General features: G+C 70.8%; 24 protein-coding genes and 2 pseudogenes. 8 read left to right on the forward strand and 18 right to left on the reverse strand.

Going from position 1 to position 22882, the window contains the following annotated elements:
* The first annotated feature begins 304 nt into the window (after nucleotides 1-304).
* Together KN815_RS06200 and KN815_RS06205 are read left to right on the forward strand one after the other, a co-directional pair.
* Nucleotides 305-1531, forward strand: a complete 1227-nt coding sequence (locus KN815_RS06200; protein WP_216340735.1) for a cysteine desulfurase-like protein — start codon at nucleotides 305-307, stop codon at nucleotides 1529-1531.
* A 159-nt stretch (nucleotides 1532-1690) separates the two neighbouring features.
* The gene (locus tag KN815_RS06205; RefSeq protein WP_216340736.1) at nucleotides 1691-2842 is read left to right on the forward strand and encodes an acyltransferase family protein; all 1152 of its coding nucleotides are present in this window, start codon (nucleotides 1691-1693) and stop codon (nucleotides 2840-2842) included.
* Between the two features lie 45 nt (nucleotides 2843-2887).
* Here KN815_RS06205 and KN815_RS06210 read toward each other — a convergent pair whose 3' ends face one another.
* From KN815_RS06210 to KN815_RS06220, 3 genes are all read right to left on the reverse strand, one after another.
* On the reverse strand, nucleotides 2888-3982 hold the full coding sequence (locus KN815_RS06210) for a winged helix DNA-binding domain-containing protein (protein WP_216340737.1): 1095 nt from the start codon (nucleotides 3980-3982) through the stop codon (nucleotides 2888-2890).
* Nucleotides 3979-5019: an aldo/keto reductase gene (locus tag KN815_RS06215; RefSeq protein WP_216340738.1), complete on the reverse strand. Its 1041-nt coding sequence runs from the start codon at nucleotides 5017-5019 to the stop codon at nucleotides 3979-3981. Before KN815_RS06215 ends, KN815_RS06210 begins: the two co-directional genes overlap by 4 nt.
* Nucleotides 5020-5116: 97 nt before the next feature.
* Entirely contained in the window at nucleotides 5117-5695 is a 579-nt protein-coding gene (locus KN815_RS06220; protein WP_216340739.1) for a DinB family protein, read from the reverse strand.
* A gap of 99 nt (nucleotides 5696-5794) precedes the next feature.
* On the opposite strand from KN815_RS06220, the gene KN815_RS06225 reads away from it, so the two are divergent.
* Complete coding sequence (locus KN815_RS06225) at nucleotides 5795-6841, forward strand: helix-turn-helix transcriptional regulator (RefSeq protein ID WP_216340740.1); 1047 nt, start codon at nucleotides 5795-5797, stop codon at nucleotides 6839-6841.
* Between the two features lie 37 nt (nucleotides 6842-6878).
* Here the strand turns inward: KN815_RS06225 and KN815_RS06230 are convergent, their stop codons facing one another.
* The 13 genes and pseudogenes from KN815_RS06230 to KN815_RS06290 form a co-directional block, all read right to left on the reverse strand.
* Nucleotides 6879-7634, reverse strand: a complete 756-nt coding sequence (locus KN815_RS06230) for a FadR/GntR family transcriptional regulator (protein ID WP_216340741.1) — start codon at nucleotides 7632-7634, stop codon at nucleotides 6879-6881.
* A gap of 83 nt (nucleotides 7635-7717) precedes the next feature.
* Entirely contained in the window at nucleotides 7718-8737 is a 1020-nt protein-coding gene (denD, locus tag KN815_RS06235; protein ID WP_216340742.1) for a D-erythronate dehydrogenase, read from the reverse strand.
* Complete coding sequence (gene otnI, locus KN815_RS06240) at nucleotides 8734-9528, reverse strand: 2-oxo-tetronate isomerase (RefSeq protein WP_216340743.1); 795 nt, start codon at nucleotides 9526-9528, stop codon at nucleotides 8734-8736. The genes denD and otnI overlap by 4 nt, the downstream gene beginning before the upstream one ends.
* Before the next feature lie 34 nt (nucleotides 9529-9562).
* A complete protein-coding gene (locus KN815_RS06245) occupies nucleotides 9563-10870 on the reverse strand; it encodes an MFS transporter (protein WP_216340744.1) in 1308 nt (435 codons plus the stop codon).
* 55 nt (nucleotides 10871-10925) lie between these two features.
* Entirely contained in the window at nucleotides 10926-11600 is a 675-nt protein-coding gene (locus KN815_RS06250) for a class II aldolase/adducin family protein (RefSeq protein WP_216340745.1), read from the reverse strand.
* Nucleotides 11597-12877, reverse strand: coding sequence for a 3-oxo-tetronate kinase (gene otnK, locus KN815_RS06255; RefSeq protein WP_216340746.1), 1281 nt, complete (start codon nucleotides 12875-12877; stop codon nucleotides 11597-11599). The genes KN815_RS06250 and otnK overlap by 4 nt, the downstream gene beginning before the upstream one ends.
* A 1-nt stretch (nucleotide 12878) precedes the next feature.
* On the reverse strand, nucleotides 12879-13796 hold the full coding sequence (ltnD, locus tag KN815_RS06260; protein ID WP_216340747.1) for an L-threonate dehydrogenase: 918 nt from the start codon (nucleotides 13794-13796) through the stop codon (nucleotides 12879-12881).
* Nucleotides 13797-14077: 281 nt separating this feature from the next.
* Nucleotides 14078-14875: a polysaccharide lyase family 7 protein gene (locus KN815_RS06265; RefSeq protein ID WP_216340748.1), complete on the reverse strand. Its 798-nt coding sequence runs from the start codon at nucleotides 14873-14875 to the stop codon at nucleotides 14078-14080.
* 244 nt (nucleotides 14876-15119) lie between these two features.
* Nucleotides 15120-15359: pseudogene (locus tag KN815_RS06270) on the reverse strand (endonuclease/exonuclease/phosphatase family protein); the annotation flags it as partial.
* Nucleotides 15360-15492: 133 nt separating this feature from the next.
* Nucleotides 15493-16374, reverse strand: coding sequence for a fructosamine kinase family protein (locus KN815_RS06275; protein WP_216340749.1), 882 nt, complete (start codon nucleotides 16372-16374; stop codon nucleotides 15493-15495).
* Entirely contained in the window at nucleotides 16371-16835 is a 465-nt protein-coding gene (locus KN815_RS06280) for a low molecular weight protein-tyrosine-phosphatase (RefSeq protein WP_216340750.1), read from the reverse strand. The genes KN815_RS06275 and KN815_RS06280 overlap by 4 nt, the downstream gene beginning before the upstream one ends.
* 142 nt (nucleotides 16836-16977) lie before the next feature.
* Nucleotides 16978-18165, reverse strand: coding sequence for a GDSL-type esterase/lipase family protein (locus KN815_RS06285; RefSeq protein ID WP_216340751.1), 1188 nt, complete (start codon nucleotides 18163-18165; stop codon nucleotides 16978-16980).
* 147 nt (nucleotides 18166-18312) lie between these two features.
* Nucleotides 18313-18882, reverse strand: a complete 570-nt coding sequence (locus KN815_RS06290) for a TetR/AcrR family transcriptional regulator (protein ID WP_216340752.1) — start codon at nucleotides 18880-18882, stop codon at nucleotides 18313-18315.
* Between the two features lie 71 nt (nucleotides 18883-18953).
* Here KN815_RS06290 and KN815_RS06295 point away from each other — a divergent pair, with 71 nt between their 5' ends.
* From KN815_RS06295 to KN815_RS06305, 3 genes and pseudogenes are all read left to right on the forward strand, one after another.
* The gene (locus tag KN815_RS06295) at nucleotides 18954-19445 is read left to right on the forward strand and encodes an FBP domain-containing protein (RefSeq protein WP_216340753.1); all 492 of its coding nucleotides are present in this window, start codon (nucleotides 18954-18956) and stop codon (nucleotides 19443-19445) included.
* Between the two features lie 415 nt (nucleotides 19446-19860).
* Complete coding sequence (locus tag KN815_RS06300; RefSeq protein ID WP_014057972.1) at nucleotides 19861-20100, forward strand: hypothetical protein; 240 nt, start codon at nucleotides 19861-19863, stop codon at nucleotides 20098-20100.
* Nucleotides 20101-20347: 247 nt separating this feature from the next.
* Nucleotides 20348-20536, forward strand: a pseudogene (locus tag KN815_RS06305) (telomere-protecting terminal protein Tpg); the annotation flags it as partial.
* 37 nt (nucleotides 20537-20573) lie between these two features.
* Here the strand turns inward: KN815_RS06305 and KN815_RS06310 are convergent.
* Together KN815_RS06310 and KN815_RS06315 are read right to left on the reverse strand one after the other, a co-directional pair.
* A complete protein-coding gene (locus tag KN815_RS06310; RefSeq protein WP_216340754.1) occupies nucleotides 20574-21095 on the reverse strand; it encodes a YceI family protein in 522 nt (173 codons plus the stop codon).
* Between the two features lie 78 nt (nucleotides 21096-21173).
* On the reverse strand, nucleotides 21174-22067 hold the full coding sequence (locus KN815_RS06315) for an NAD(P)-dependent oxidoreductase (RefSeq protein WP_216340755.1): 894 nt from the start codon (nucleotides 22065-22067) through the stop codon (nucleotides 21174-21176).
* Between the two features lie 61 nt (nucleotides 22068-22128).
* On the opposite strand from KN815_RS06315, the gene KN815_RS06320 reads away from it, so the two are divergent.
* The gene (locus tag KN815_RS06320; RefSeq protein ID WP_216340756.1) at nucleotides 22129-22479 is read left to right on the forward strand and encodes a winged helix-turn-helix transcriptional regulator; all 351 of its coding nucleotides are present in this window, start codon (nucleotides 22129-22131) and stop codon (nucleotides 22477-22479) included.
* A complete protein-coding gene (locus tag KN815_RS52070) occupies nucleotides 22427-22873 on the forward strand; it encodes a DUF6924 domain-containing protein (RefSeq protein WP_372458279.1) in 447 nt (148 codons plus the stop codon). The genes KN815_RS06320 and KN815_RS52070 overlap by 53 nt, the downstream gene beginning before the upstream one ends.
* Nucleotides 22874-22882 lie beyond the last annotated feature (9 nt).

A 22882-nucleotide genomic window follows, 5' to 3' on the forward strand; every position in this document is an offset into this window, starting at 1 on the left:
GCCCGCGAGGCGCGCCCCGCGGGGTCGCCGGTCACACCACGCCGAGCGCGTCCCTCCCGCCCCTTCGGCCGCTCGGGCGGGGGAGGAGCGTCGCTGCTCATGTCGGCGCCACCGCCTTCCGCGCCCCGGGCCTGTGCAACGTAAGAGGAGGGTGATTAATCCCCATACATACAGATTCAATCAGGACGGCTGTCGGCGCGCCGGAACACCTCTCCCCGGCGCGGCGGCCCCACCCCGCCCCCTGCCGCCCCGCACCCGTGCCTGCATAAGATCGCCCTGGTCACCCCTTCGCAAGGAGTCGCTCGTGGCATACGACATCACCGCCATCCGCGCACAGTTCCCCGCACTGAAGGCCGGATCGGCCCACTTCGACGGCCCCGGGGGCACCCAGACCCCGCTCCCCGTCATCGAGGCCATCACCGACGCGCTGGCCAACCCGCTGGCCAACCGAGGCCGGCTCACCGCGGGGGAGCGCAACTCCGAGGTCCTCGTCCAGTCGGCCCGGCAGGCCATGGCCGATCTGCTCGGCGCCGACCCGGCCGGGGTCGTCTTCGGGCGCAGCGCCACCGCCCTCACCTACGACTTCTCCCGCACCCTCGCCAAGACCTGGTCACCGGGGGACGAGGTCGTGGTGTCCCGGCTGGACCACGACTCCAACATCCGCCCCTGGATCCAGGCCGCCGAAGCCGCCGGGGCCACCGTCCGCTGGGCCGACTTCGACCCCGCCACCGGCGAACTGACCCCCGACGACATCAGCGCCCAGCTCGGTGACCGCACCCGGCTGGTCGCGGTCACCGCCGCCTCCAACCTGATCGGCACCCGCCCGGCCATCCCGGAGATCTCCCGGCGGGTGCACGCGGCCGGGGCGCTGCTCTACGTCGACGGCGTGCACTACACCGCCCACGCCCATGTCGACATCCGGCAGCTCGGAGCGGACTTCTTCTGCTGCTCCCCCTACAAGTTCTTCGGCCCCCACCTCGGCGTCCTGGCGAGCCGGCCCGAACTCCTGGAGACCCTGACCCCGGACAAGCTGCTCCCCTCGACGAACGCCGTCCCCGAGCGCTTCGAATTCGGCACCCTGCCCTATGAATTCCTCGCCGGCACCCGCGCCGCCGTCGACTTCCTCGCCACCCTGGCCCCCGGCGCCGAAGGCAGCCGCAGGGAGCGGCTGGCCTCGTCGTTCACGGCCCTCGAACAGTACGAGGCCACCCTCCGCCGGCGCATCGACGAGGGCCTGGCCGCCCTCGACCCGATCACCATCCACTCCCGGGCGGCGGACCGCACCCCGACCGTGCTGCTGACCATCGACGGCCGGGACACCACCGACGCCTACCGCCACCTCGCGAGCCGCGGCGTCGACGCCCCCTCGGGCTCCTTCTACGCGGTGGAGGCATCCCGCAGGCTGGGACTGGGCGACACCGGCGGCCTGCGTATCGGCCTGGCCCCCTACAACAGCGCCGAGGACGTGGACCGCTTGCTGGCGGCGCTCTCGGACTTCCTGAGCAGGCCGGCCCGCCTCGCACGGACCTGAGTCCTTCTGTAGGTGGTGGTCTTCGCCCGGATGTTCCCGTGGGGGCGGTATTGGGGCGGGGGCGGTGCGACGGGCAGGCTCGTGGGTGCTGTGCCTGCGTCGTTTGGGGAGGGGTCTCCTGTGGCCGATGTGTTACCGCGTGGCGATCGGCTGCCGTCGTTGACGGGTCTTCGCTTTCTGCTGGCCGGGGTGGTGCTGGCGGGCCATGTGCTGACGCTGGGCAGATTCTTCGAGGACCAGGGCGTCTATGAGGCCGCCGATGCCTCGTCCATGGCCAGCGCGGCGGCGGTCTCCTCCTTCTTCCTCCTCAGTGGCTTTGTGCTGGCGTGGAACGCGTCCCCGGCCGACACCGCCCTCCGGTTCTGGCGCCGCCGACTGGTGAAGATCTTCCCCAACCATGTGGTGACCTGGGCCTTGATGGTGGGCCTGCTCATGGTGACGGGCACCGCCGCCCTGCTTCCGGTGCCGGATCCGGGGTTGGGGCAGGCGGTCCGGAATCTGCTGTTGGTGCACGCCTGGGTGCCGGACATGGCCGATTTCAGCAGCGTCAATCCGGTCACCTGGTCCATCTCCTGCGAGGCGTTCTTCTACCTCCTCTTCCCCCTGCTGATCCGGCCGGTGCACGCGCTCCCGGCACGGCTGCTCTGGCCGGTGATCGCCCTGGTGGCGGGGCTGGTGGTGACGATGCCGCTGGTGGCGATGGCCGTCACCGACGAGGCGGCCCCGGGGAGTTGGTCACCGCTCTCGACGGAGCGGTGGTGGCTGATCTACTTCTTCCCGCCGGTACGGCTGCTGGAGTTCATCCTCGGAGTGGTGCTCGCCCGGGCGGTCCAGCTCGACCGCTGGCCTCCGCTGCGGCCGCACTGGCCGCTGCTCGCCCTGGCGGGAGTCTTCGCGGCACGGCCGCAGTTGCCGGAGGAGTACGTATGGGGAGCGGCCACCTGTCTGCCGATGGCCGCCCTGATCCCGGTCATCGCCACCCGCGATGTGCAGGGGCGCGGGAGCCGGCTGGGGCGCCGCGGCCTGGTGGTGCTGGGCGAGGCGTCGTTCGCGCTGTACATGGTCCACTTCCCGGTGCTGTACGCCATCCGGGTGCAACTGGACCAGCGGACCTTCGACACGGTGACCGCCACGGCGCTGTCCCTCGTGGTGTCGGGGCTGTGTGTGGCGGTGTCGCTGTTGCTGTGGCGCGGCGTCGAGATGCCGATGATGCGCCGCTTCGCCCGCCCCCGCGCCCGTTCCGCGCCGACCGCGCACCCCGCGCCCGGCGGCCGGAGCACACCCATGCCCCAGGAGGACCCCGCCCCATGACCGGGGGCGCGGTGCATACCCGAGCGTGGCGACGTACGGAACCGCTCAACGTGGAGTGACGCGCACGCGGTGGCTTTCGCCGTCGGAGAGGAACGCCGCCAGTTCCCGCCCCTCCTCGGCGACGGCGGTGCGGTCGGCTTGGGACAGCCGGCCCAGCGGGGTGACGGCCACGGTGCCGGTGTCGACGCTCCAGGTCGCGGCGACTCTGCCGTCCACCAGCACCACCCGCTCCCCGGCGACCGAAAGACCCCGGTGAGCGTCGTCGATGATCCGGCCGCGGTCGTGGTACCCGAGGATCGCGTTGTCGAACGCGGGCAGGAACCGCACGGGGGCGGGTGTGTCGGGGTCCGGACGTGGCGCGCCGGGAAGGTCCAACAGCTCGTGGCCGCGTTCATCGCGGAAGCTGACCAGCTCCTCCCGTATCGCGGACACGGCGGCCGGGAGCCCGGCGAGGCCGCACCAGGCACGCAGATCGGCTGAGGCCGCGGGGCCGAAGGCGGCCAGATAGCGCCGTACCAGCGCCTGGCCGACCGGGTCGGAGCCATCAGGGGAGGGCGGGTCCGGCTGTCGGCCCAGCCAGGAGGAGAGCAGGACGTTGCGCACCCCCGCCTTGGTGCGCCACAGCCCGCGGGGCGGCGTCTGCGCCACCGGGACGAGGGCGGCGATCAGCATTTCGCCCAGTGCCCGCGGTGACGGGGCGGGCCAGTGCGCGGCGAGCGCCCCGACCAGCTCGGCCATCGAGCGGGGCGCGCCGTCGGCCATCACCGCCCGGCCCGCGGCGCCGAGTTCGTCGAGGTCCATCCCCTCGAGCTCGCGGCGGTAGGTCCCGAGCACCCGCTGGCGCAGCATGGCCTCGTGGCGGGCCCGCCAGGCCAGGGTGTCATCGGCGGTGAGCAGGTGGACGGTGCGGCGCATGAGGTGGGTCCGCACCAGGCCGCGCCCGCTCAGCAGGTCGGAAAGGACCGCCGGGTCGAACGCGCGCAGCCGCGACCAGAGCCCGATGAACGGCTCCTGCGGCTCCTGCGCCTGCATGCCGCACAGGTGCGCGACGGCGTCGAGGACCGGTACGTCGGCGCGATCGAGCAGCAACTGGCGGGCGAGCGTGGCGCGGCCCAGCGCCCGGTTGCCGAGAACGGTCATCGCGTCACCGCGGCGCGCTCGCCGGCCGATCGCCGCCGCAGGGCCGCGCGTTCGAGGGCCGGTGGGGTGTAGGACACATCGAGCGGGCCGGTGTCGGTTCCCGGCGGCACGATCCGGTCGATTCGGTCGAGCACCTCGTCGTCGAGGGTGACCGCGGCCCCGGCCAGGAGATCCTCCAGGTGCTCCATGGTGCGCGGCCCGATGATGGCCGAGGTGACGCCGGGGTGGGTGATGGCGAAGGCCATCGCCAGGTGGGTCAGCGACAGACCGGCCTCCTCGGCCAGCGGGATGAGCCGTTCGACGGCGTCGAGTTTGCGCTCGTCGGTCAGATGCCGGGGCACCCAGTTCATCCGCGCGTTCCGCACCGGGGGCCCGCCCTTGCGGTAGCGGCCGGTGAGCAGGCCCATCGCCAGCGGGCTCCACACCAGCGTGCCCATGCCGTACCGCCGGCAGACGGGCAGGATCTCGCGCTCGATGCCGCGGTTGAGGAGGGAGTACGTGGGCTGCTCGGTGCGGAAGCGGTGCAGTCCGCGCCGGTCGGCGACCCACTGCGCCTCGACGATCTCCGAGGCCGGGAGGTTGGAGGAGCCGATCGCGCGCACCTTGCCGCTGCGCACCAGGTCGGTCAGGGCGGAGAGCGTCTCCTCGATATCGGTCCGCGGATCGGGATGGTGAATCTGGTAGAGGTCGATGTGGTCGGTCCGCAGGCGGCGCAGCGAGTGCTCGACCTCGGCGATGATCCAGCGCCGGGAGCTGCCGCCACGGTTGGGACCCTCACCCATCGCGCCGTTGACCTTGGTGGCCAGCACGATGTCGTCGCGCCGGCCCTTCAGCGCCTTGCCCACGATCTCCTCGGACATCCCGTGGGGCCCGTACACATCGGCGGTGTCCACGAAGTTGATGCCCGAGTCCAGCGCCCGATGGATGATCCGGACACAGTCGTCGGGATCGGGGTTGCCCACCTGGCCGAACATCATCGTGCCCAGGCAGTAGGGGCTGACCTGAATACCGGTCCGCCCCAGCTCACGCGTCTTCACGGTCGCGCCGTTTCCCTTCGGTTCCTTGGCTCTTGGGTTCCGGGACCGCGCCGGTGACGGCCGTCACCGGCGCGGTCCCGGGGAGATCCGGCAGCGGTCAGCTCGACTTCTGCCCGTCGAGCGATTCGCGGATGATGTCCGCGTGCCCGGCGTGCTGGGCGGTCTCGGCGATGACATGCATCAGCACCCGGCGCACGCTGTGCGCCGCCCCCGGCTCGTTCCAGGGCGCCTCCGGCAGCGGATGTGCCGCCGACAGATCGGGGACGGTGGTGATGATCTCCTCGCTCCGGGCGGCGACCTGCTCATAGCGCTGGAGAATCCCGGCCAGCGTCTCACCGGGCAGCATCTGGAAGTTGTTCTGGTTGTCGATCGCCCACTGCGGGATCTCCTGTGCCGTACCGGCCGCGAGGTCGGCCCAGGTGACACCGTCGGGCAGGTCGTAACGGAGCGCCGAGGGGCCTTCGAGCACGAAGCGCAGCCAGCCTTCCTCGATGGCCGCGACGTGCTTGATCAGCCCGCCCAGGCACAGTGCGCTGGCCGTCGGGCGCTCGCCGGCCTGCTCGTCGCCGAGCCCGCGCACCGTGGTGGTCAGGGCGGATCGTGCGGCGGCGAGCTCGGCGAGCAGATCGGCCCGCTCGCCGTCGAGCGTGGTGGAGGGTGTGGTGGTGGCGGTCACGGTGATGGGGTCCTTCTGTCGTTCTCGTTGTCTGACAGAGACAACAGTCGCAGGGGTGGAGGACAGGTTGTGGCCGCTTCTCGGGGGAGAATGGATGTCATGCCGAAGACATCAGCGCGACTGCTGTCACTGCTCTCCCTGCTCCAGGCACGCCGGGACTGGCCGGGGCAGTTGCTGGCCGAGCGGCTGGAGGTCAGCCCGCGCACCGTGCGCCGCGATGTCGACCGCTTGCGCGAGCTGGGCTATCCCATCGCGGCCATCAAGGGCCCCGACGGGGGCTACCGGCTCGGCGCCGGTACGGAACTGCCGCCGCTGCTGTTCGACGACGACCAGGCCGTGGCCCTGACCGTGGCCCTTCAGACCGCCGCCGTCACCGGGGCGGGAATCGAGGAGGCGGCGGTGCGGGCGCTGAGCACCGTCCGGCAGGTCATGCCCGCACGGCTGCGCCATCGCGTCGACGCCCTCCAGGTCACCGCCGTGGACGGCGCGGGGACCCGGCCGTATCCGCGGGTCGCCCCGGACGTTCTCCTGACCCTCAGCGCGGCCGTCCGCGCCCGTGAAGTACTGCGCTTCGACTACGTCCCCGTCTCGCCACCGGGAACCGCCGCCCAGGCCGACCCCGCCACGACCGCGCCGCGCCGGGTGCAGCCGCACCACCTCGTCACCCGGGGCGGGCGCTGGTATCTCGTCGCCTGGGACCTCGACCGCGACGACTGGCGCACCTTCCGCGTCGACCGGATCACCCCGCGCACCCCCACCGGGCCCCGCTTCACCCCGCGCGAGATGCCCGGAGGGGATGTGGCCGCCTTCGTCGCCGGCAGATTCCGGGGGGCCGACTTCCAGGGCCCCGACAGCACCGGCGGCTGGCGCTGCCACGGCGAGGTCATCCTCGACCTCCCCGCCTCCGTCGTGTCCACCTACACCCGGGACGGAGTCGTCGAAGAACTCGGCCCGGACCGCTGCCGGCTCGTCCTGGGCGCATGGTCATGGCCCGCACTGGCCGCCAGTATCGGCAGGTTCGACGCCGACATCGAGGTCATCGGGCCGACCGAACTCAAGGACGCCTTCGCCCACCTGGCCCGCCGCTACGCACGAGCCGCGGCCGACCAACCCGCCGAGCCCACCACGCCACCACCGAGCCGATAGGTGACCCGCGCCGCACATCGCGTCCAGGGGACTTGCCTCAGGGAGCGGCGTCGAGATCCACCCCGAGGCTCTCGGCCGCGGTCCAGAACCCCTCGTCCGCGTCCTGAAGCCGGGACGCCGCATGCCTCAGATGGAGCAGCGCCGCGTCCCGCGCCGCCTCGGCGTCGCGGGCCTCGATGGCGGCCAGGATGGCGTGGTGCTCATGCCGGACCGCTTCGAGGAAGTCGCCGCGGCGCGCCTCGTTCGCCCGCGTGACACGGATTCCGCTGCGCAGCACCTCGCCGAGGTAACGCAGCGTCGAGAGCATCACCGGATTTCCGGTCGATTCGGCGATGGAGCGGTGGAAGGCGAGATCCTCGTCCACGCCGTCGCCCCCGGCCGCCACCGCCGCGTCGATGGCCTCCAGGGCCTGACGCATCCGGCCGAGGCTGTCCGGAGTGGCCCGGGTGGCCGCGAGGTACGCCGCCTCGCCCTCGATGGGGCGGCGCACCTCCACGATCTGCCGCACCTTGGACTTGGTGTCCTCGGCGGTCTCGGCCTCCAGGTCGAGCGGCCGGGTGCGCCGCGGCATCACGAACACGCCGAGCCCCTGACGGGGTTCGACCAGGCCCGCGTTGCGGAGCCTGGAGACGGCCTCGCGTACGACGGTGCGGCTGACGCCGAGCTGCTTGACCAGCGCCACCTCGGTCGGGAGCTTGTCGCCCTCGGCCAGCCGCCCGGACTCGATCTCTTCCGAGAGTATCGCCGCGACCCGATCCGCGAGCCGCACGGGACCGCTCACCTTGGAGAACATGGTCTTCAGTTTATCGGCACCGTCCCGGCCGCCCCGGCCTGATCCAAACGGCAGGCGCTAAGGGTGGTGCGCACCGTCCGGCGCTAAGGGTGGTGCGCACCGTCCACGACCGCGTCGGCGTGGTCGTCGAGGTAGGCGTGTACCACCGAGGCGAAGTCCGGGTCGGGTGCCAGCCCGAGCGCGGCGGCGCGTGCGTTGTCGAACGCGGCGGGCCACGAGCCCACGAGGGCCTCGACGCCGGGATCGGGTGCGATTGTCACCAGGTCGGCGACGGCGTCCCCGGCCACTTGCCGCAGCGTGCCCAGCATGTCGGCGACCGAGACCGTGAGCGCCGGAAGGTTGACCGGAACCCCGCCGTCGATCCGGCCGGGTCCGGCGCCGCGCTCGGCCTCCGCGATGCGCAGGATGCCCTCGACGGTGCGCCGTGGCGAGGCCAGGGCCACCTTCAGCTCGGGGCGGACCGGGCAGATCGCCGGGAGGCCGGCGAGGGGTTCGCGGATGATGCCGGACAGGAAGCCGGAGGCGGCCGCGTTCGGCTTGCCCGGCCGCACCGACACGGTCATCAGGCGGGCGACGCGCCCGTCGAGGAAGCCACGGCGGGTGTAGTCCGCGATGAGCTGCTCGCAGACGAGCTTCTGGATCCCGTAGCTCGACCGGGGGGTGGGCAGGGTCGACTCGCTGACGACGGGCGGCAGCGGCAGCGCGGGGTCGGAACCGTAGACGGCGACGCTGCTGGAGAACACCACCCGCGGCGTCGGCCCCCCGGCGGCCGACTGGGCCCGCGCGGCCTCGAGCAGCGCACGCGTCGTGTCCACATTGGCGCCCATGCCGAGGTCGAAGTCGGCCTCGCATTCGGCCGAGACCGCGGAGGCGAGATGGATCAGCACATCCACCGGCTCCGCGAACACCTCGTCGAGCCGGTCGACCAGGTCGCCCCGTACGACGTCCACGAGGGGGTCGGCGGCCGCCGAACCGGACGGCACGACGCGGTCGGCGAGCACCAGCCGGTCGATCGGCGCACCGCGGAACGTCCGTGTCGTGAGCAGTGCGGCGGCCACCCGCTGCCCCAGGAAGCCGAAGCCACCCGTGATGACGATCCTCATGCGTTGTCTCCTCGGTAGTCGTGTCGCCAGCCGAGCCCCTCGCTCGTACCGGCGCGCGGGATGTACTCGCAGCCGATCCACCCGTCGAAGCCCAGGTCGTCGATGACGCCGAACAGGTGGCGGATGTCGAGCTCGCCGCGGTCGGGCTCATGGCGATCGGGTACGCCCGCGATCTGTAGATGGCCGACCCGGCCGGTGGGCAGATCGCGGCGCAGGGTCGTGGTGAGGTCGCCCTCGACGATCTGGCAGTGGTAGAGGTCGAGCTGCACCTTGAGGTTCGGGGCTCCCACCTCCCGTACCACGGTGTGCGCTGCGGACTGCCGGCTCAGGAAGTAGCCGGGCATATCGCGGCCGTTGATCGGCTCGATCAGGATGTCGACGCCCACCGCGGCGGCCCGCTCCGCGGCCCAGGCGAGGTTGGCCAGGTAGGTGTCGTGGTGCTCGGCCCGGTCCTGTGCGGGCCCCACCAGCCCGGCCATCATGTGCACCCGTGGACAGCCGAGCTCCGCCGCATACTCCAGAGCCCGCTCGATCCCCGAGCGCGCCTCCGCCTCGCGTCCGGGCAGCGCCGCGAGCCCGCGCTCGCCGGACTCCCACGCGCCGGGCGGAGCGTTGAACAGCACCTGCCTCAGACCGTGGTCGTCGAGCCGGCGGCGCAGCTCGGTGGCGTCGTACGCGTACGGGAAGAGGTACTCGACGGCCTCGAAGCCGTCCGCCGACGCCGCGGCGAAGCGGTCGAGGAAGTCGTGTTCGGTGTACATCATGGACAGGTTCGCGGCGAACCTCGGCATGCTGGCTCCTGCGTTCGGGCCGGGACCGTCCCGGTCAGCGGTTGACGATGTGCTTCTTGGTGGTGAGCACCGCGGCGGCGCCGACGATCAGGCTCAGCGCCAGGACATGCATCGGGATCGACGCCGAGCCGGTGGCGTCCTTGAGCGCGCCGATCATGTAGGGGCTGACGAAACCGGCGAGGTTGCCCACCGAGTTGATCATGGCGAGGCCCGCCGCGGCGGCGGTGCCGCCCAGAAACGCGGTGGGGAGCGACCAGAACAGCGGAGCGCAGGTCAGCACCCCGGCCGCGGCGATGGACAGCGCGGTCAGGGACAGTGCGGTCGAGCCGTTCCAGACGGCGGACAGCGAGAACCCGACGGCGCCCATGAGACTCGGGATGACCAGGTGCCAGCGGCGCTCGCGGCGCCTGTCCGCCGAGCGGCCGAACAGGTTCATCGCGACGAGCGCGGCCAGGAACGGCACGGCGCTGAGCACACCGATCGCGAAGTTGCCCTCGATGCCGGTGGACTCCACGAACGAGGGCATCCAGAAGGTCAGCGCGTACTGGCCCATCACGAAGCAGAAGTAGATGAGGCACATCAGCCACACCCTGGGCTCACGGAAGGCGTCCCGGACCCGGCCGTCCACCGTCCGGTGCGTGGTGTCGTCGGCGACCGCCCGCTCGACGACGGCCTTCTCCTCATCGGTCAGCCACTTCGCGGCGCGCACGTCGTCGTCCAGGTAGAAGAGGGTGACGACACCGACGAGGAGCGCGGGGACGGCCTCCAGCAGGAACATCCACTGCCAGCCCTGCCAGCCGTTCACACCCTGGAAGTGGTCCATGATCCAGCCGGAGAGCGGATTGCCGAAGATGCCCGCCACCGGGATGGCGGACATGAACATCGCGATCACCCGGGCCCGGCGGTACGAGGGGAACCAGTAGGTGCAGTAGAGGATCACTCCCGGATAGAACCCCGCCTCCGCGGCACCGAGCAGAAACCTCAGCACATAGAACGTCGCCTCGTTGGTGACGAACATGAACGCCGCCGAGACCAGGCCCCAACTGATCATGATGCGGGCGATCCAGGTGCGGGCCCCGACGCGTTGCAGCATCAGGTTGGAGGGGACCTCCAGGATGAAGTAGCCGATGAAGAACAGGCCCGCCCCCAGGCCGTACGCCGCCTCGCTGAACCCGAGGTCGTCGGACATCTGGAGCTTCGCGAAGCCGACATTGACCCGGTCCAGATAGGAGGCCACGTAGCAGAGGATGAGGAAGGGGACGATGCGGCGTACGACCTTGCGGTAGACGGTGTTCTCACGGGCGAGCGCGGGGGTCTCGGCCGCCACTGCGGGGATGGGCATGACGAATCCTTTGTGCGGCTCAGGGGATTCTGCGAACGGGGAGGGGAGAGCGGGTTCACCAAGCGGTGCCGAACGTGGCCCTCAGCTCTTCGATGGCGTCGGTGGTGAGCGGCCCCGGTCGACGGTCGGTCAGGAGCCAAAGACGTGCGGTCTCCTCGAGTTCTTCGAGGACGGCGAGGACGGCGGCCGCGTCCGGGCCCCAGACCACGGGGCCGAGCCGGTCGAGCAGAACGGCCCTGATCGGTGTGTGGCTCGCCTGGTGGTCGGCGATCCGGGCGGTCACCAGGTCGGCCACGCGCGGGTCGCCGGGCCGGTGGTAGGGGATGAGCGGGACGTGTCCGACCTTCATCACGAAGTAGGGAGTGATGGGCGGGAGCACGTCGTCCTGGCTCCACACACCGGCCAGGGTGAGCGCGACCAGGTGGGTGGAGTGGGTGTGGACGACGAATCGGGCCGTGGGGTCGGCCGCGTAGATGCGTCGATGGAGCGTCAGGGTCTTGCTCGGGCGGTCGCCCGCGATCCGCTCACCCCGGGCGTCGACCAGCGCGAGGCGGTCGCGCTGGAGAAAGCCCAGGGCGGCGTCGGTGGGTGTGATCAGGTGGCCGTCGCCGACCCCGGCGCTGATGTTCCCGGCGCTGGCGTGCACATAGCCCCTGTTGAACAGGCTTGTGCCGACCCGGACGATCTCGTCGCGTGCCGCGTCCACGGTGGTGTCGTGGAACTCGGTCATGAGACCTCCCGGTCGAGCAGCGCGAACGAGTCGGTGAAGAACGCGGGGCCACCGAAGTTGCCGGACTTCAGGGTGATGTGGAGCGTGTCGCCGCCGGGAAGCGGCGCCGCGCACCATGGCACACCGGGGTCGATCTGCGGTCCGATGCGCAGCCCGGTGACGCCGAGGGCCCGGACGACCGCTCCCGAGGTCTCACCGCCCGCGACGACGAGTTGGCGGACACCGCGCTCCACGAGGCCCCGGGCCACGCGGGCCAGGGTCCGCTCCACCAGTTCACCGGCCTCGACGGCGCCGAGCTTGCTCTGGACGGTGCGGACCGCCTCGGGCGCCTCGGTGGAGTAGAAGAGGACAGGACCGTCGGCCAGATGGGATTCGGCGAAGGCAAGGGCCTGGCCGGACACGTCCTCACCGGCCGCGATACGCAGCGGATCGACGCTGAACGCGGGCCGCCCGGCCCGCAGGAACTCCAGCACCTGGCGGTTGGTGGCGGTGGAGACCGATCCGGAGATGACGGCCCGGTGGCCGCCGGGCGGTGGCAGCCGGGCGGCGGCGTCAGACGGCGTGAACCCCCAGTTCGCGGGCAGCCCGATGGCCAGGCCCGAACCGGCCGTCACCAGGGGCAGCCCCTGGACCGCCGCGCCGAGACGCACCAGATCCTCGTTGGAGACGGCGTCGGCGATGGCGATCCCGGCGCCCTGCCCGCGCAGATCGTCGATCCGGGCCCGGACCGCGTCGGCACCGCGGCCGACGACGGTGTGGTCGATCAGGCCGACCGCCCGTGTGGTCTGCGCACCCAGGACCGAGACCAGATTGGGGTCGGTCATCGGGGTGAGCGGGTGATGGCGCATACCGCTCGCGCTGAGCAGCACGTCGCCGACGAAGAGATGGCCCTTGAAGACCGTGCGCCCGTTGTCGGGGAACGCGGGCGTCGCGATCGTGAAGTCGGTGCCGAGCGCGTCCATCAGGGCCTCGGTGACCGGCCCGATGTTGCCGGCCGGTGTCGAGTCGAAGGTGGAGCAGTACTTGAAGTAGATCTGTTCGGCGCCCGCGGACCGCAGCCAGGCGAGGGCCCGCAGCGACGCCTCGACGGCCTCGGCGGCCGGAGCCGTCCGCGACTTGAGCGCGATGACCACGGCGTCCGCGTCCACCGGCCGCTGTGCGCCGTCAGGTGGCACATCGATGAGCTGGACCACGCGCATGCCCGCGCGCACCAGGTTGTTGGCCAGGTCCGTGGCGCCCGTGAAGTCGTCGGCGATGCAGCCGAGTCGGATTCCCATCTCAGGCCCCCATCGGCCGCGGCAGATCGATCCCGGGGAAGATCTTGATGACCGCGCTGTCGTCCTCGTCACCCAGCCCCGACGCCGACGCCTGGAGGAACATCTGGTGAGCCGTGGCCGCCAGGGGGAGCGGGAACCGCTGCGGCCGTGCGGAGTCGAGGACGAGCCCCAGGTCCTTGACGAAGATGTCGACCGCGGAGAGGGCCGTGTAGTCACCGGCGAGCACATGCGCCATCCGGTTCTCGAACATCCACGAGTTGCCGGCGCTGTGCGTGATGACCTCGTAGAGCGCCTCGGCCGGCACACCGGCCTTCAGACCCAGCGCCATCGCCTCGGCCGCCGCGGCGATGTGCACACCCGCGAGCAACTGGTTCACGATCTTGACCTTCGAGCCGAGACCGGGCTGCTCACCCAGGCGGTAGACCGTGGCACTCATGGCCTCGAGCACCGGGTCGGCGACCGCGTACGCCGCGGCGGAGCCCGACGTCATCATGGTCAGCTCTCCGGCCGCGGCGCGCGCGGCGCCACCGGAGATGGGGGCGTCCAGGTAGAGCACACCCCGCTCGGCCAGCCGTCCCTCGAGCTCCGCGGACCAGCCCGGATCGACGGTGGAGCACATCACGAAGACGGTCCCCGGGCGGAGCCGGGCGGCGGCCCCGTCGGCACCGAACAGCACCGACTCGACCTGCGCCGCGTTGACCACGACACCGACCACGACGTCCACCGTGGCCGCCAGGTCGCCGGGGGAGGCGAACGCCGTCCCGCCGTCGCGGGCGAAGCCCTCGGCCACCTCCGGTCGCAGATCGTGGACCCCGACCTGGTAGCCCGCCTTCCGCAGGCTGCGAGCCATGCCGAGTCCCATGGCCCCGAGCCCCACCACGCCCACGCGCGGCTGTGCCGGCCTGTCCTGGTCGCTCATGCCCCTCCTCGTCCTGTGTGCCGTGCTCATGAGGGAGCGCCGCCGCCCGGTGCTGTGCTGTCCGAAGGCGTAGTCGGCCTCCGGCCTCGGCGGCGATCGGGTCATATGATGACCTGAAGACAAGGTTCGCGCATACGGTGACGTCCGTCACATGGGGTGGGGGATATGCGTGTGGGACCCCTTGAAAGGCGGGTCCCACATCAGGTGCACGGCCGCAACGGGGGCCGCGGCCAGTAGGAAGCCGGCATCCTCCTACTGACCGCGGCCGCATGGCACGGTGCTCAGGTGTGCTTCACCGTGACCCCGTACAGGGCGACCTCGCCGTAGTTCGAGTTGTCGCACGGCGAGGAGTTGCCGCAGTTCGCCTGCGTGTAGTCGCCCGCCTTGAAGTAGCCGCTGCCGAACTTGGCGGTGACGGTGGCCTGGAGGGTGCCGTTGTAGGAGACGTCGACCTTTCCGTCGTGGGCCACGAACTTGCCCTCGAAGCGGTCGCCCAGCTTGTAGCTGGAGGTCACCAGCTTGTAGTGGGTGGTGTTGTAGGAGGTGACGTAGAGGCTGGTCCCTTCGAGGCGGAACGAGGTGACATCGCTCGTCTCGTCATGGATCTGCCCCGCCATGACGTGCGGCTTGCTCGCGGGGAGATGCGTGATCGCCTCGTCGACGACCATGGTGTGGGTGCCCTTCGTGGACGACCAACTGGTGGTCGCCGACCCGTCAGCGGTCATCTCGCGCAGCTCCGACCGCGGGTATCCGGTGTTGCTGGTGGTGGCGCCGTTGACGGCGGCCCGCATCAGGATCGCGTCGCAGCCCGAAGTGGTCGTGAACCACGGTGCCTTGTCGTACGTGGACAGGGCCGGCTGCTTGATCTCCTGGGGCGAGCCGGAGCTGTTGGGGGTGGGCAGTTGGAGCTTCCAGCCGGTGCTCAGTCCGATGGCCGCGGCCGGTGCGGGGCAGGCGGCGGCCACCGGAGCGGCCGAGGCACTCTGCATCGAGGCCAGGGCGCCGGCGGCGAGTGCCGGTGCGGCGATGTACACGAGAGCGCGGCGCGGAGTCCTGCGCGCGCTGGAGTTCTTCTGCATATGCGGCTCCTTCATGTGTGGGGGCCATGACACGTGGTTGGACGAGGATTCGGGACGCGGGTGTCAGGACCCGCGTATCGGGACGGGCCTGTCAGGACGCCCGTGTCAGGACGAGCTTGGCGGTGTGGCCGCTGACCGACCGCACCCGGATGCTCAGGCTGTTGAGCCTGACGGTGCCGGACCGCTCCCGAGGAGGCGCCCGGCCGCCGTCATCCCCTCCGCTGTCACAGCTCGACGGGCGGCTTCAACCCAGCGCGATCCGGGCGGCGATCGGCAGATGGTCGCTGCCGGTGGCGGGCAGGGTGCGGATGTGGCCGACAGCCGCCGAACGGGCCATGACCTGGTCGATCCGCCGGGCGTCGGTGAGCCGATGCCTCGACCAGAGTCCGACGGTGCCCCGGACGGCGTGGTACGGGTAGTCCGGGGCCAGGGTCTTCTCGTGGACCGGCAGCGCCCTGGGCACCAGCTCCTCCAGCGCGATGAGCAAGACGGGCCATCAGGCGCATGGGCTTCTGGTGCGGGGCGTGAGATTCCGGTGACGGTGGCCCGCGCGCTTCCTAGGAACGGATCTTGTGCTTTCCCGTGCCTCCTTCAGCCGCTATGCGGAATTGCGCAGGTCACTGAGCCAGGGCCGTCCGGGCCGCCGTGAGTGCCTGCCCGGCGTAGCCGCGGCCGAACAGCACCGTGTGCACCAGCAGGGGGAAGAGCTGGTGCAGTCCGATGCGGTCGGCCCAGCCCTCGGCGAGCGGCGCCACGTCCTGGTAGCTGTCCAGCACCTGATCGAGATGCGGGCAGCCGAACAGGTGGAGCATCGCCAGATCGGTCTCGCGGTGGCCACCGTGCGCGGCCGGGTCGATGAGCCACGCTTGCCCGTCGGCGCCCCACAGGACGTTGCCGTTCCACAGGTCGCCATGCAGCCGGGCGGGTGGCTCGGCGGGTCCGGCCAGCTCCGGCAGCCGCTCGCATGCGCGCTCGATGACCTCGGCCTCGCCGCGGCGCACCGTGCCGTCGTCGACGGCGCGGCGCAGATAGGGCAGCACCCGGTGTTCGGCGTACCAGCGCGGCCAGTCGGAGCCCGGGACGTTGCGCATCGGGGCCGGCCCGATGTACGCGTCGGTGGGGCCGTCCGGTGGCGGGGCGCCGAACGCGGGCGCGCCGACGGCGTGCAGGACGGCCAGGTCGCGGCCGAACCGGGCCGCTGCCCGGGTGCCCGGCCGGCCGACCGGCACCTGGTCGGTGACCAGCCAGTCCCGGTCGTGGCCGTGTACCACCGGGACGCGGACCGTGCCCGCCTCGGCCAGCCAGCGCAGCCCCGCCGCCTCAGCCGGTGCCGCGCCGGGACCGTCGCCCCGTTTGACCATCACCGTCTGCCCGCCGTCGAGGGTGACTTCGGTGAGCGTTGCGGACAGCGGGCGCCGACCGGTCACCGGGCGGCCGGTGAGGCGGGCCGCCGCGGCGCCGGGGTCCTCGCCGGTCCCGGCCGCCGGACGGGCACTCATGAGCCGAGGCGCTCGCGCACCCAGGCCAGCAGGCCGGGCATCGCGGCTTCGGTCATGGTCAGCACCTCGTCGAACCCCTCCGGGCCGCCGTAATACGGGTCGGGCACGTCCAGATCACCGGTCGCGTCCGGGTCGAAGGACCGCAGCATCCTGACCCGGGACGGGTCGTCGACCCGTCGGCGCAGCGCCTTCTCGTGGCCGTCGTCCATCGCCAGGAACAGGTCGGCGTCGCTGTGCTCGGCGCCGATCTGGGCCGCGACATGCTCGACCGGGTAGTCGTGCCGTGCCAGCAGTTCACCGGCCCGTTCGTCGATGGGCTCACCGGCGTGCCAGGGGCCGATGCCGGCGCTGCTGACCCGTACCGCGCCGTCGAGTCCGGCCCGGCGCAGATGCTCGGCGAAGACCAGCGCGGCGGACGGCGACCGGCAGATGTTCCCGCTACAGACAAAGCAGATGTGCACGGCCACCAGCGTAGGGCCTGGCCTCCCGGTGGTGCAGGGGGCGGACTGCCCGTCCAGACCGGCCGGACCCGCCCGTTGCACCGGCCGGAGCCCGGCGCCGTACCGGACGGAATTCGGCGTCGGGCCCTGCCGGAGCCCGGCGTCAGGCGCTGTGGTCCGCGAACGGACCATCGGCGGCGAAGGCCAGCGCCGCGAACCGTTCCCCGATACGGCGGTGAGTGGCGGCGTCCGGGTGCAGCTCGTCGGGCAGCGGCAGCTCGTCGGCATCGGCCTCGCTGTAGAGGTCGAGGCCGTCGAGGTAGTGGAGGTGGGGGTCGTCGGCCGCCCGCTGCTTCACGATCCGGGACAGCTCCTCCCGGATGACACGCAGCGTCAGCTTCCCCGCGGCGCGCTCGGCGGGATCGCCGGTGGCCTGGAACCGCAGCTTCCCGGCGCCGAGCGCGGTGACGTCGAAGGCCGCGGGGCCGGGCGTGTCCTCGTGGATGGGGCACAGGATGGAGGAGACGACCAGCAGTGGCGTGGTGGGATGCCCCTCGCGGATCGTGTCGAGGAAGCCGTGCACCGCCGGGGTGAAGGCGCGCAGCCGCATCAGGTCCGCGTTGACCAGGTTGATGCCGATCTTGATGCTGATCAGGTCGGCGGGGGTGTCCCGCATCGCGCGGGCGGTGAACGGGTCGAGCAGGGCGCTGCCGCCGAGGCCCAGGTTGATCAGTTCCACGCCGCCGAGAGACGCGGCGAGCGCGGGCCAGATGCCGGTGGGGCTCGCGGCGTTGGAGCCGTGGCTGATCGAACTGCCGTGGTGCAGCCACACCCTGCGGCCCTGGTCCGGTACGGGCTCGATGGGGGCGTCGGTGCGCAGCGCGACGAGTTCGGTGGTCTCGTCGTGCGGCAGCCAGATCTCGACAGTCTTGACGCCGTCGGGCAGATCGGTGAAGCGGAGGGTGCCGGCCGGGCCGGGGTGGCTCTCGGCGCTCCCGGTGGCCAGGTCGATGGCCAGGGTGTTGCCGCCGCTCACCGAGGACTGCCCAGCCAAGCGGCCGTCGACGAGCAGGTCGTACACGCCGTCCGGGCGGGGCGGGGCGCCCGCGTAGACCCGCTTGGTGGGCAGCGTGTCCAGTTCGACGGCGGTGGCCCGGGTCCGGAAGACCAGCCGTACGCCGGAGGGCTGGGCCTCCGCCATGGCGAGTTGCCCGTCGGTGTTCTGGGCGCGGGCCCAGGCGGGCAGCCGGTGCGGCAGCACCCCGTGTGCGGTGTGCTCCAGGTCGAGGGCGCCCCGCAGGATGTCCGCGGTGATGGGTGTGATGATCCAGTCGTGCTCGGTTTTGTGCATGGTTCCAGCCTGTTGATCACAGATATGTGGATGGATGGATGTGGGGGGCGAGCGGACGGGCGGATCGGTTGGGCCGATGCGCCGATGTGCCGATGTGCCGATGTGCCGCGAGGCTGATCGCATCCGGCATGCCGCCGCGCCCCTGAATCAGGGCGCGGGCCAGTTCCGCAGCAGGGCGTCGAGGGCGTCCAGGGTCCGCGACCAGCTTTCCTCGCTGTCGGGGGCGCTGTGGCTGAATCCGCCCGCCAACTCGAGGCTGACGTAGCCGTGGAAGACGCTGCCCAGCAGCCGGACCGCGTGCGTCTGGTCCGGCTCGGCCAGGTCGTAGCCGCGCAGGATCGCCCGCGTCATCTGTGCGTGCCGGCCACCGGCGCTGGCGGCCGCCGCCTCCGGGTCGAGTCTGAACTGGGCCGCGGCGTAGCGGCCGGGATGCTCGCGGGCGTAGTCGCGGTAGACGTTGGCGAAGGCGGTCAGGGCGTCCTTTCCGGCCCGCCCGGCCAGGGCCTCGGCGGCCCGGTCGGCAAGCTCCTCCAGGGCGAGCAGGGCGATCCTGGTCTTGAGGTCCTGGCCGTTCTTCAGGTGCGAGTAGAGACTCGCGACCTTGACGTCGAACCGTCTGGCCAGCTCCGAGACGGTCACCTGGTCGAAGCCGAGCTCGTCGGCCAGCTCCGCTCCCGCCTGGGTGAGCCGTTCCGTGGTTAGTCCTACCCGTCCCATGCCCTTCCTCCCCTTCGGCAGAACCGATTATGCATTTGCCTAACACCTTTAGGCAAATTAGCCTGCGTTATATGAAGCCGCTGACTGAGCAAGAGATCCGTGCCGCCTTCGTGAACTGCACCAAGGGCGAGACGAAGCGCCTGTCCGTCCCCCGCGACCTGGCCGACCGGCCCTGGGGCGACCTGGACTACCTCGGCTGGCGAGATCCTCAGGCGCCCGACCGCGCCTACCTGGTCACCGAACTGGACGCCCGCCCGATCGCCGTCGCGCTGCGCTGTCCCGGCCCCGCCTCCTGGCAGGCGCGACGCAGCATGTGCTCGATGTGTCTGACCGCCCACACGGGCGGCGTCTCCCTGATGGTCGCGCCGAAGGCGGGGAAGGCCAGACAGCAGGGCAACTCGGTCGGCGCCTACATATGCAGCGACCTCGCCTGCTCGCTATATGTGCGGGGCAAGAAGGACGCGGGCGCCGGCTCACGACCCCAGGAGTCGCTCACCCTGGAGGAGAAGATCCAGCGGACCGCGGCGAACGTGGCCGCGTTCCTCGCCAAGGTGACCGCATAGCCCATACCGCCCGGTCGCAGAGCCCTTGTCCCCGACCTCGGTGGAGTTGACGACCGTATAGCCGGAGCCCCCCGTTCGTGCGGGCTGCTCGCACAAGAAACGTGAGCCGAAAAGGGACTGACGGTCACCGAGCGACCAGTGGAAGGGATATCGAACTTTTCGGAACCTGCGTTCCTGAAGTGGCGTACCGCGCATGCCGCCCGTTCACCTCCTCGCGGCCTCTCGTGCTATCGACGCGAGTAGATCGGACATGTGGTGTGGTGTTTTGGTGGAGGGGATGGGGGTGTTTTCTGGTGCTTCTTCGGTGCTTTTGCCGGGCGGCCCGTTGTTGCTGGGTGGGGGCGTCCCCGGCGGTTCTGGCGATGGTGCGTCTCTCTTAGACTGTGCCGGTCCCCAAGTTGATCGGAGCACTCCTATGCGTCGCCTTGCCGCCGCCCTTTTGGTAATGACCGCTTTTGCCTCGCTCGCCGGCTGCGCGCAGGATTTCGACCGGGGTCCTGATGGGACGGTCTCCGACAAGGTCAAGGACGGAAAGAAGTTCTACCTGGTCGTCGATCCCGCCAAGGGCGGCGACGAGAAGAAGTTCCGTGTCAGTAAGTACGACTATCACGACTGCAACCGAGGTTCGAAGTACCCCAAGTGTGTTGACGATTAATCAGCTCGTCGCCGCCTCGGCTCCGCACTCCCACCGCGTTCGCGACAGGAGTGATTGAGCGTGCGATGAAGTGTGCGTTACGGAGAGCGATGGGGATGGGGCTTGCCCGGAGGTGAGCCCTGTGCCCGCTGAGGACGAGTTGTTCAGCGCTGTCGACGCGCTGCTGGAGCAGGTCGCCCAGGACGATCTGCCGGCACCCGCGGAACGCAAGAGGCTGCGCGAGGCCGCGGGGCGGACCAGGCCGGGGTCGCCAGCGCTGCCGGCGCAGTACGCCGCCCGCCTCTTCGATGCCCAGGAACAGGGCGCCGCCGAACAGCAACTCCTCGACAACGCCGCCGAGGGCCTCCAGGAGATCTACTTCAAGGACCGCGGCCGCCGCGCCCAGGGCCCGCTGGTGGAGTTCACCGACATCGACTACATCGAGGTCGACCTGTAAGGGGCGGAATGATGTGCGCGGGCCGGGACCGATGTGCTCAGCGGCCGGCGACGATATCCAAGGTGATCTTCAGGCGGCGAGCCGCCATGCCTTTGGCCTTGCTGACACCGAAGGCGTATCGGTCGATGGTTGCGGTGCCGTTGGCGGTGATGCGCTTGCCCTCGCCGACCATGCTGCCGATCGCGACGACTACCGGCTTGGTCACTCCGCAGACCGTCAACTCCCCTCGCAATGAGGCGCCTTGGGCGGACTGATCCAGGCTCTGGCCCCGGAACTGGATCGTGGGGTGTCGCTCCACGTCCAGGAAGTCGGACGACCTGACGTGGTCGTCGCGCCGCTGGACGCCGGACGCGAAGCTGGCCGCGTCCATCTCGACGTCCACCGACGACGCTTCCGGTGTCTCGGCGATGGTGATCCGGCCCTGCCTGATGCCGAACGTCCCATGGACCGGGAGCAGCCCCAAGGCGCGCGTGGCGAAGCGCACGGTCGAAGCGGCCGGATCGATGACATAGGTGCCTGCTGCTGGTAAGGACGGTTCCGCGGCGCTGGATACCGACATGTTCGTAGCCTCCGTTTGCTGAAGTCCCCCTCGGGTGGACGAGGATCTCGCACACACGGAGGCTGCACCAGACCCCCTTCAACTACCGCTGCGGCCCAGTACCTCGGCGACGCGGATGAACCCGTCCGTGCCATGGCCCAGCCCGATGGCCCGGCGGGCCATGCCCTCGGCCGCGCGCATCACACCCGCGTCGATGCCATGGCCCTCGGAGGTGTGCACGATATGGGCCATGGACGAGACCGCCGAGGTGATCGGGTTGCCTTCACCGGAGAAGGTGCCGCGTTCCACTTCCTCCGCGGTCTGCTCGAAGAGCGGCGGGAGGATCGCGCCGATGCCCTTGGCGAAGGGCGCCAACTCCCGGGCGCCGACCCCCTCCGCTCGCGCCACCGCGAGGGCGTGCGCGTAGCCCGCCATCGCCGTCCAGAAGATGTCGAGCAGCGCGATGTCGTAGGCCGCCGCCCGGCCGATCTCCTCGCCGAGGTGGGTATGGGTGCCGCCCAGCGTGTCCAGTACGGGCCGGTGCTCCTGGTAGAGCTCAGCCGGGCCGCTGTGGATGAACACCGCGGCAGGCGTTCCGATGGTGGTGGTCGGCGTCATGATCGCACCGTCGAGGTACCGGATGCCGCGCCCGGCCGCCCAGTCCGAGGTGTTCCGGGCCCGGTCCGGAGTGTCCGCGGTCAGGTTCACGACGGTGCGTTCCTTGAGCGCGTCGGCGACTTCGTCGCGCCGCAGGATCGCGTCCGACGCGTCGTAGTTCACCACGCAGACCACAGTCAACTCGCTTGCGGCGACGGCCTGTTCAGCCGATCGCGCGCCGACCGCCCCGCGCTCGATCAGCTCCCGATCCCTGCCCGGTGTCCGGTTCCAGACCGTGGTCCGCAGCCCGGCGTCCAGGAACGCGCCGGCCAGGGCGCGGCCCATCGGCCCCAGACCGAGCACGGTGACGGCAGACTGTTCGGGGTGTGCAGACATGAAACTTCAACTCCCATACGGATATACGCGTAAGTAATAACTCAAAGGAAATCGAGCGAAGATGACACGCAGTCGTGCTCAGGACACGAATGTCTGCGGAGTGACCGCCGCGATCGCCGTGATCGACGGCAAATGGAAGACCGCCCTGCTCTGGGCACTGGAGTCCGGACCGCATCGCCCCGGCGAGCTGCGCAGGCGGCTGCCGGGCCTCAGCGAGAAGGTTCTGACTCAGGCGCTCCGTGAGATGGAGACGGACGGGCTGGTGCACCGGGATGTGCACGATGTGCTGCCGCTGAAGACCGTGTACTCCCTGACCGCGTTCGGCCGCGACCTCTCCGAGGCGTTGGCTCCCCTGTCCGATTGGGGCCACCGCCGCCTGGAGAAGCTGGCCGAGGCCCAGTCGGGCCCCTGACGCAACGCTTCCCTCCGTCTCATCCGATCCGGCGGCCCTCCGACCGCCCGCAACAAGATTCGCCCCGCCGTCCGTCGCTGCCAAGTACCCACAAAAAAGTGGGTATGGCGGACGGACGGCACCCGGCTCTCGCCGGTCTCGGCCGGAGCGAGACGCTCGGCCGAGCACCGGAGCCGACTATGAGCATCCGCTCCTCGTTCTTGCCGACAGTGAAGCCATGGCCGCGGAGGAGATGCCGCTCCTCGTCATAGACCTGTGGGACGTACGCGGGCGCTCCATTCGAGTCATCGCCACGGAACTGTGGGGGATCGAGAACAACCTGTCGATCTCGAACATGTACTTCGAGGAGTTCGCCGAATCCGTCGATGAGGATGGAGTGTTCCGGACCTTCTGAGGATCGGCC

This window comes from Streptomyces niphimycinicus (genome assembly GCF_018883605.1).
Classification (GTDB): domain Bacteria; phylum Actinomycetota; class Actinomycetes; order Streptomycetales; family Streptomycetaceae; genus Streptomyces; species Streptomyces niphimycinicus.

Excerpts from the sequence above, each read along its gene's own strand:
- KN815_RS06210 (WP_216340737.1), bottom strand. The coding sequence starts at position 3,982 with ATGACCGTTCTCGGCAACCGGGCGCTGGGCCGCGCCACGCTCGCCCGC.
- KN815_RS06225 (WP_216340740.1), top strand. The coding sequence starts at position 5,795 with ATGCCGAAGACATCAGCGCGACTGCTGTCACTGCTCTCCCTGCTCCAG.
- KN815_RS06230 (WP_216340741.1), bottom strand. The coding sequence starts at position 7,634 with ATGTTCTCCAAGGTGAGCGGTCCCGTGCGGCTCGCGGATCGGGTCGCG.
- denD (WP_216340742.1), bottom strand. The coding sequence starts at position 8,737 with ATGAGGATCGTCATCACGGGTGGCTTCGGCTTCCTGGGGCAGCGGGTG.
- otnI (WP_216340743.1), bottom strand. The coding sequence starts at position 9,528 with ATGCCGAGGTTCGCCGCGAACCTGTCCATGATGTACACCGAACACGAC.
- KN815_RS06245 (WP_216340744.1), bottom strand. The coding sequence starts at position 10,870 with ATGCCCATCCCCGCAGTGGCGGCCGAGACCCCCGCGCTCGCCCGTGAG.
- KN815_RS06250 (WP_216340745.1), bottom strand. The coding sequence starts at position 11,600 with ATGACCGAGTTCCACGACACCACCGTGGACGCGGCACGCGACGAGATC.
- otnK (WP_216340746.1), bottom strand. The coding sequence starts at position 12,877 with ATGGGAATCCGACTCGGCTGCATCGCCGACGACTTCACGGGCGCCACG.
- ltnD (WP_216340747.1), bottom strand. The coding sequence starts at position 13,796 with ATGAGCGACCAGGACAGGCCGGCACAGCCGCGCGTGGGCGTGGTGGGG.
- KN815_RS06265 (WP_216340748.1), bottom strand. The coding sequence starts at position 14,875 with ATGCAGAAGAACTCCAGCGCGCGCAGGACTCCGCGCCGCGCTCTCGTG.
- KN815_RS06275 (WP_216340749.1), bottom strand. The coding sequence starts at position 16,374 with ATGAGTGCCCGTCCGGCGGCCGGGACCGGCGAGGACCCCGGCGCCGCG.
- KN815_RS06285 (WP_216340751.1), bottom strand. The coding sequence starts at position 18,165 with ATGCACAAAACCGAGCACGACTGGATCATCACACCCATCACCGCGGAC.
- KN815_RS06290 (WP_216340752.1), bottom strand. The coding sequence starts at position 18,882 with ATGGGACGGGTAGGACTAACCACGGAACGGCTCACCCAGGCGGGAGCG.
- KN815_RS06295 (WP_216340753.1), top strand. The coding sequence starts at position 18,954 with ATGAAGCCGCTGACTGAGCAAGAGATCCGTGCCGCCTTCGTGAACTGC.
- KN815_RS06300 (WP_014057972.1), top strand. The coding sequence starts at position 19,861 with ATGCGTCGCCTTGCCGCCGCCCTTTTGGTAATGACCGCTTTTGCCTCG.
- KN815_RS06310 (WP_216340754.1), bottom strand. The coding sequence starts at position 21,095 with ATGTCGGTATCCAGCGCCGCGGAACCGTCCTTACCAGCAGCAGGCACC.
- KN815_RS06315 (WP_216340755.1), bottom strand. The coding sequence starts at position 22,067 with ATGTCTGCACACCCCGAACAGTCTGCCGTCACCGTGCTCGGTCTGGGG.
- KN815_RS06320 (WP_216340756.1), top strand. The coding sequence starts at position 22,129 with ATGACACGCAGTCGTGCTCAGGACACGAATGTCTGCGGAGTGACCGCC.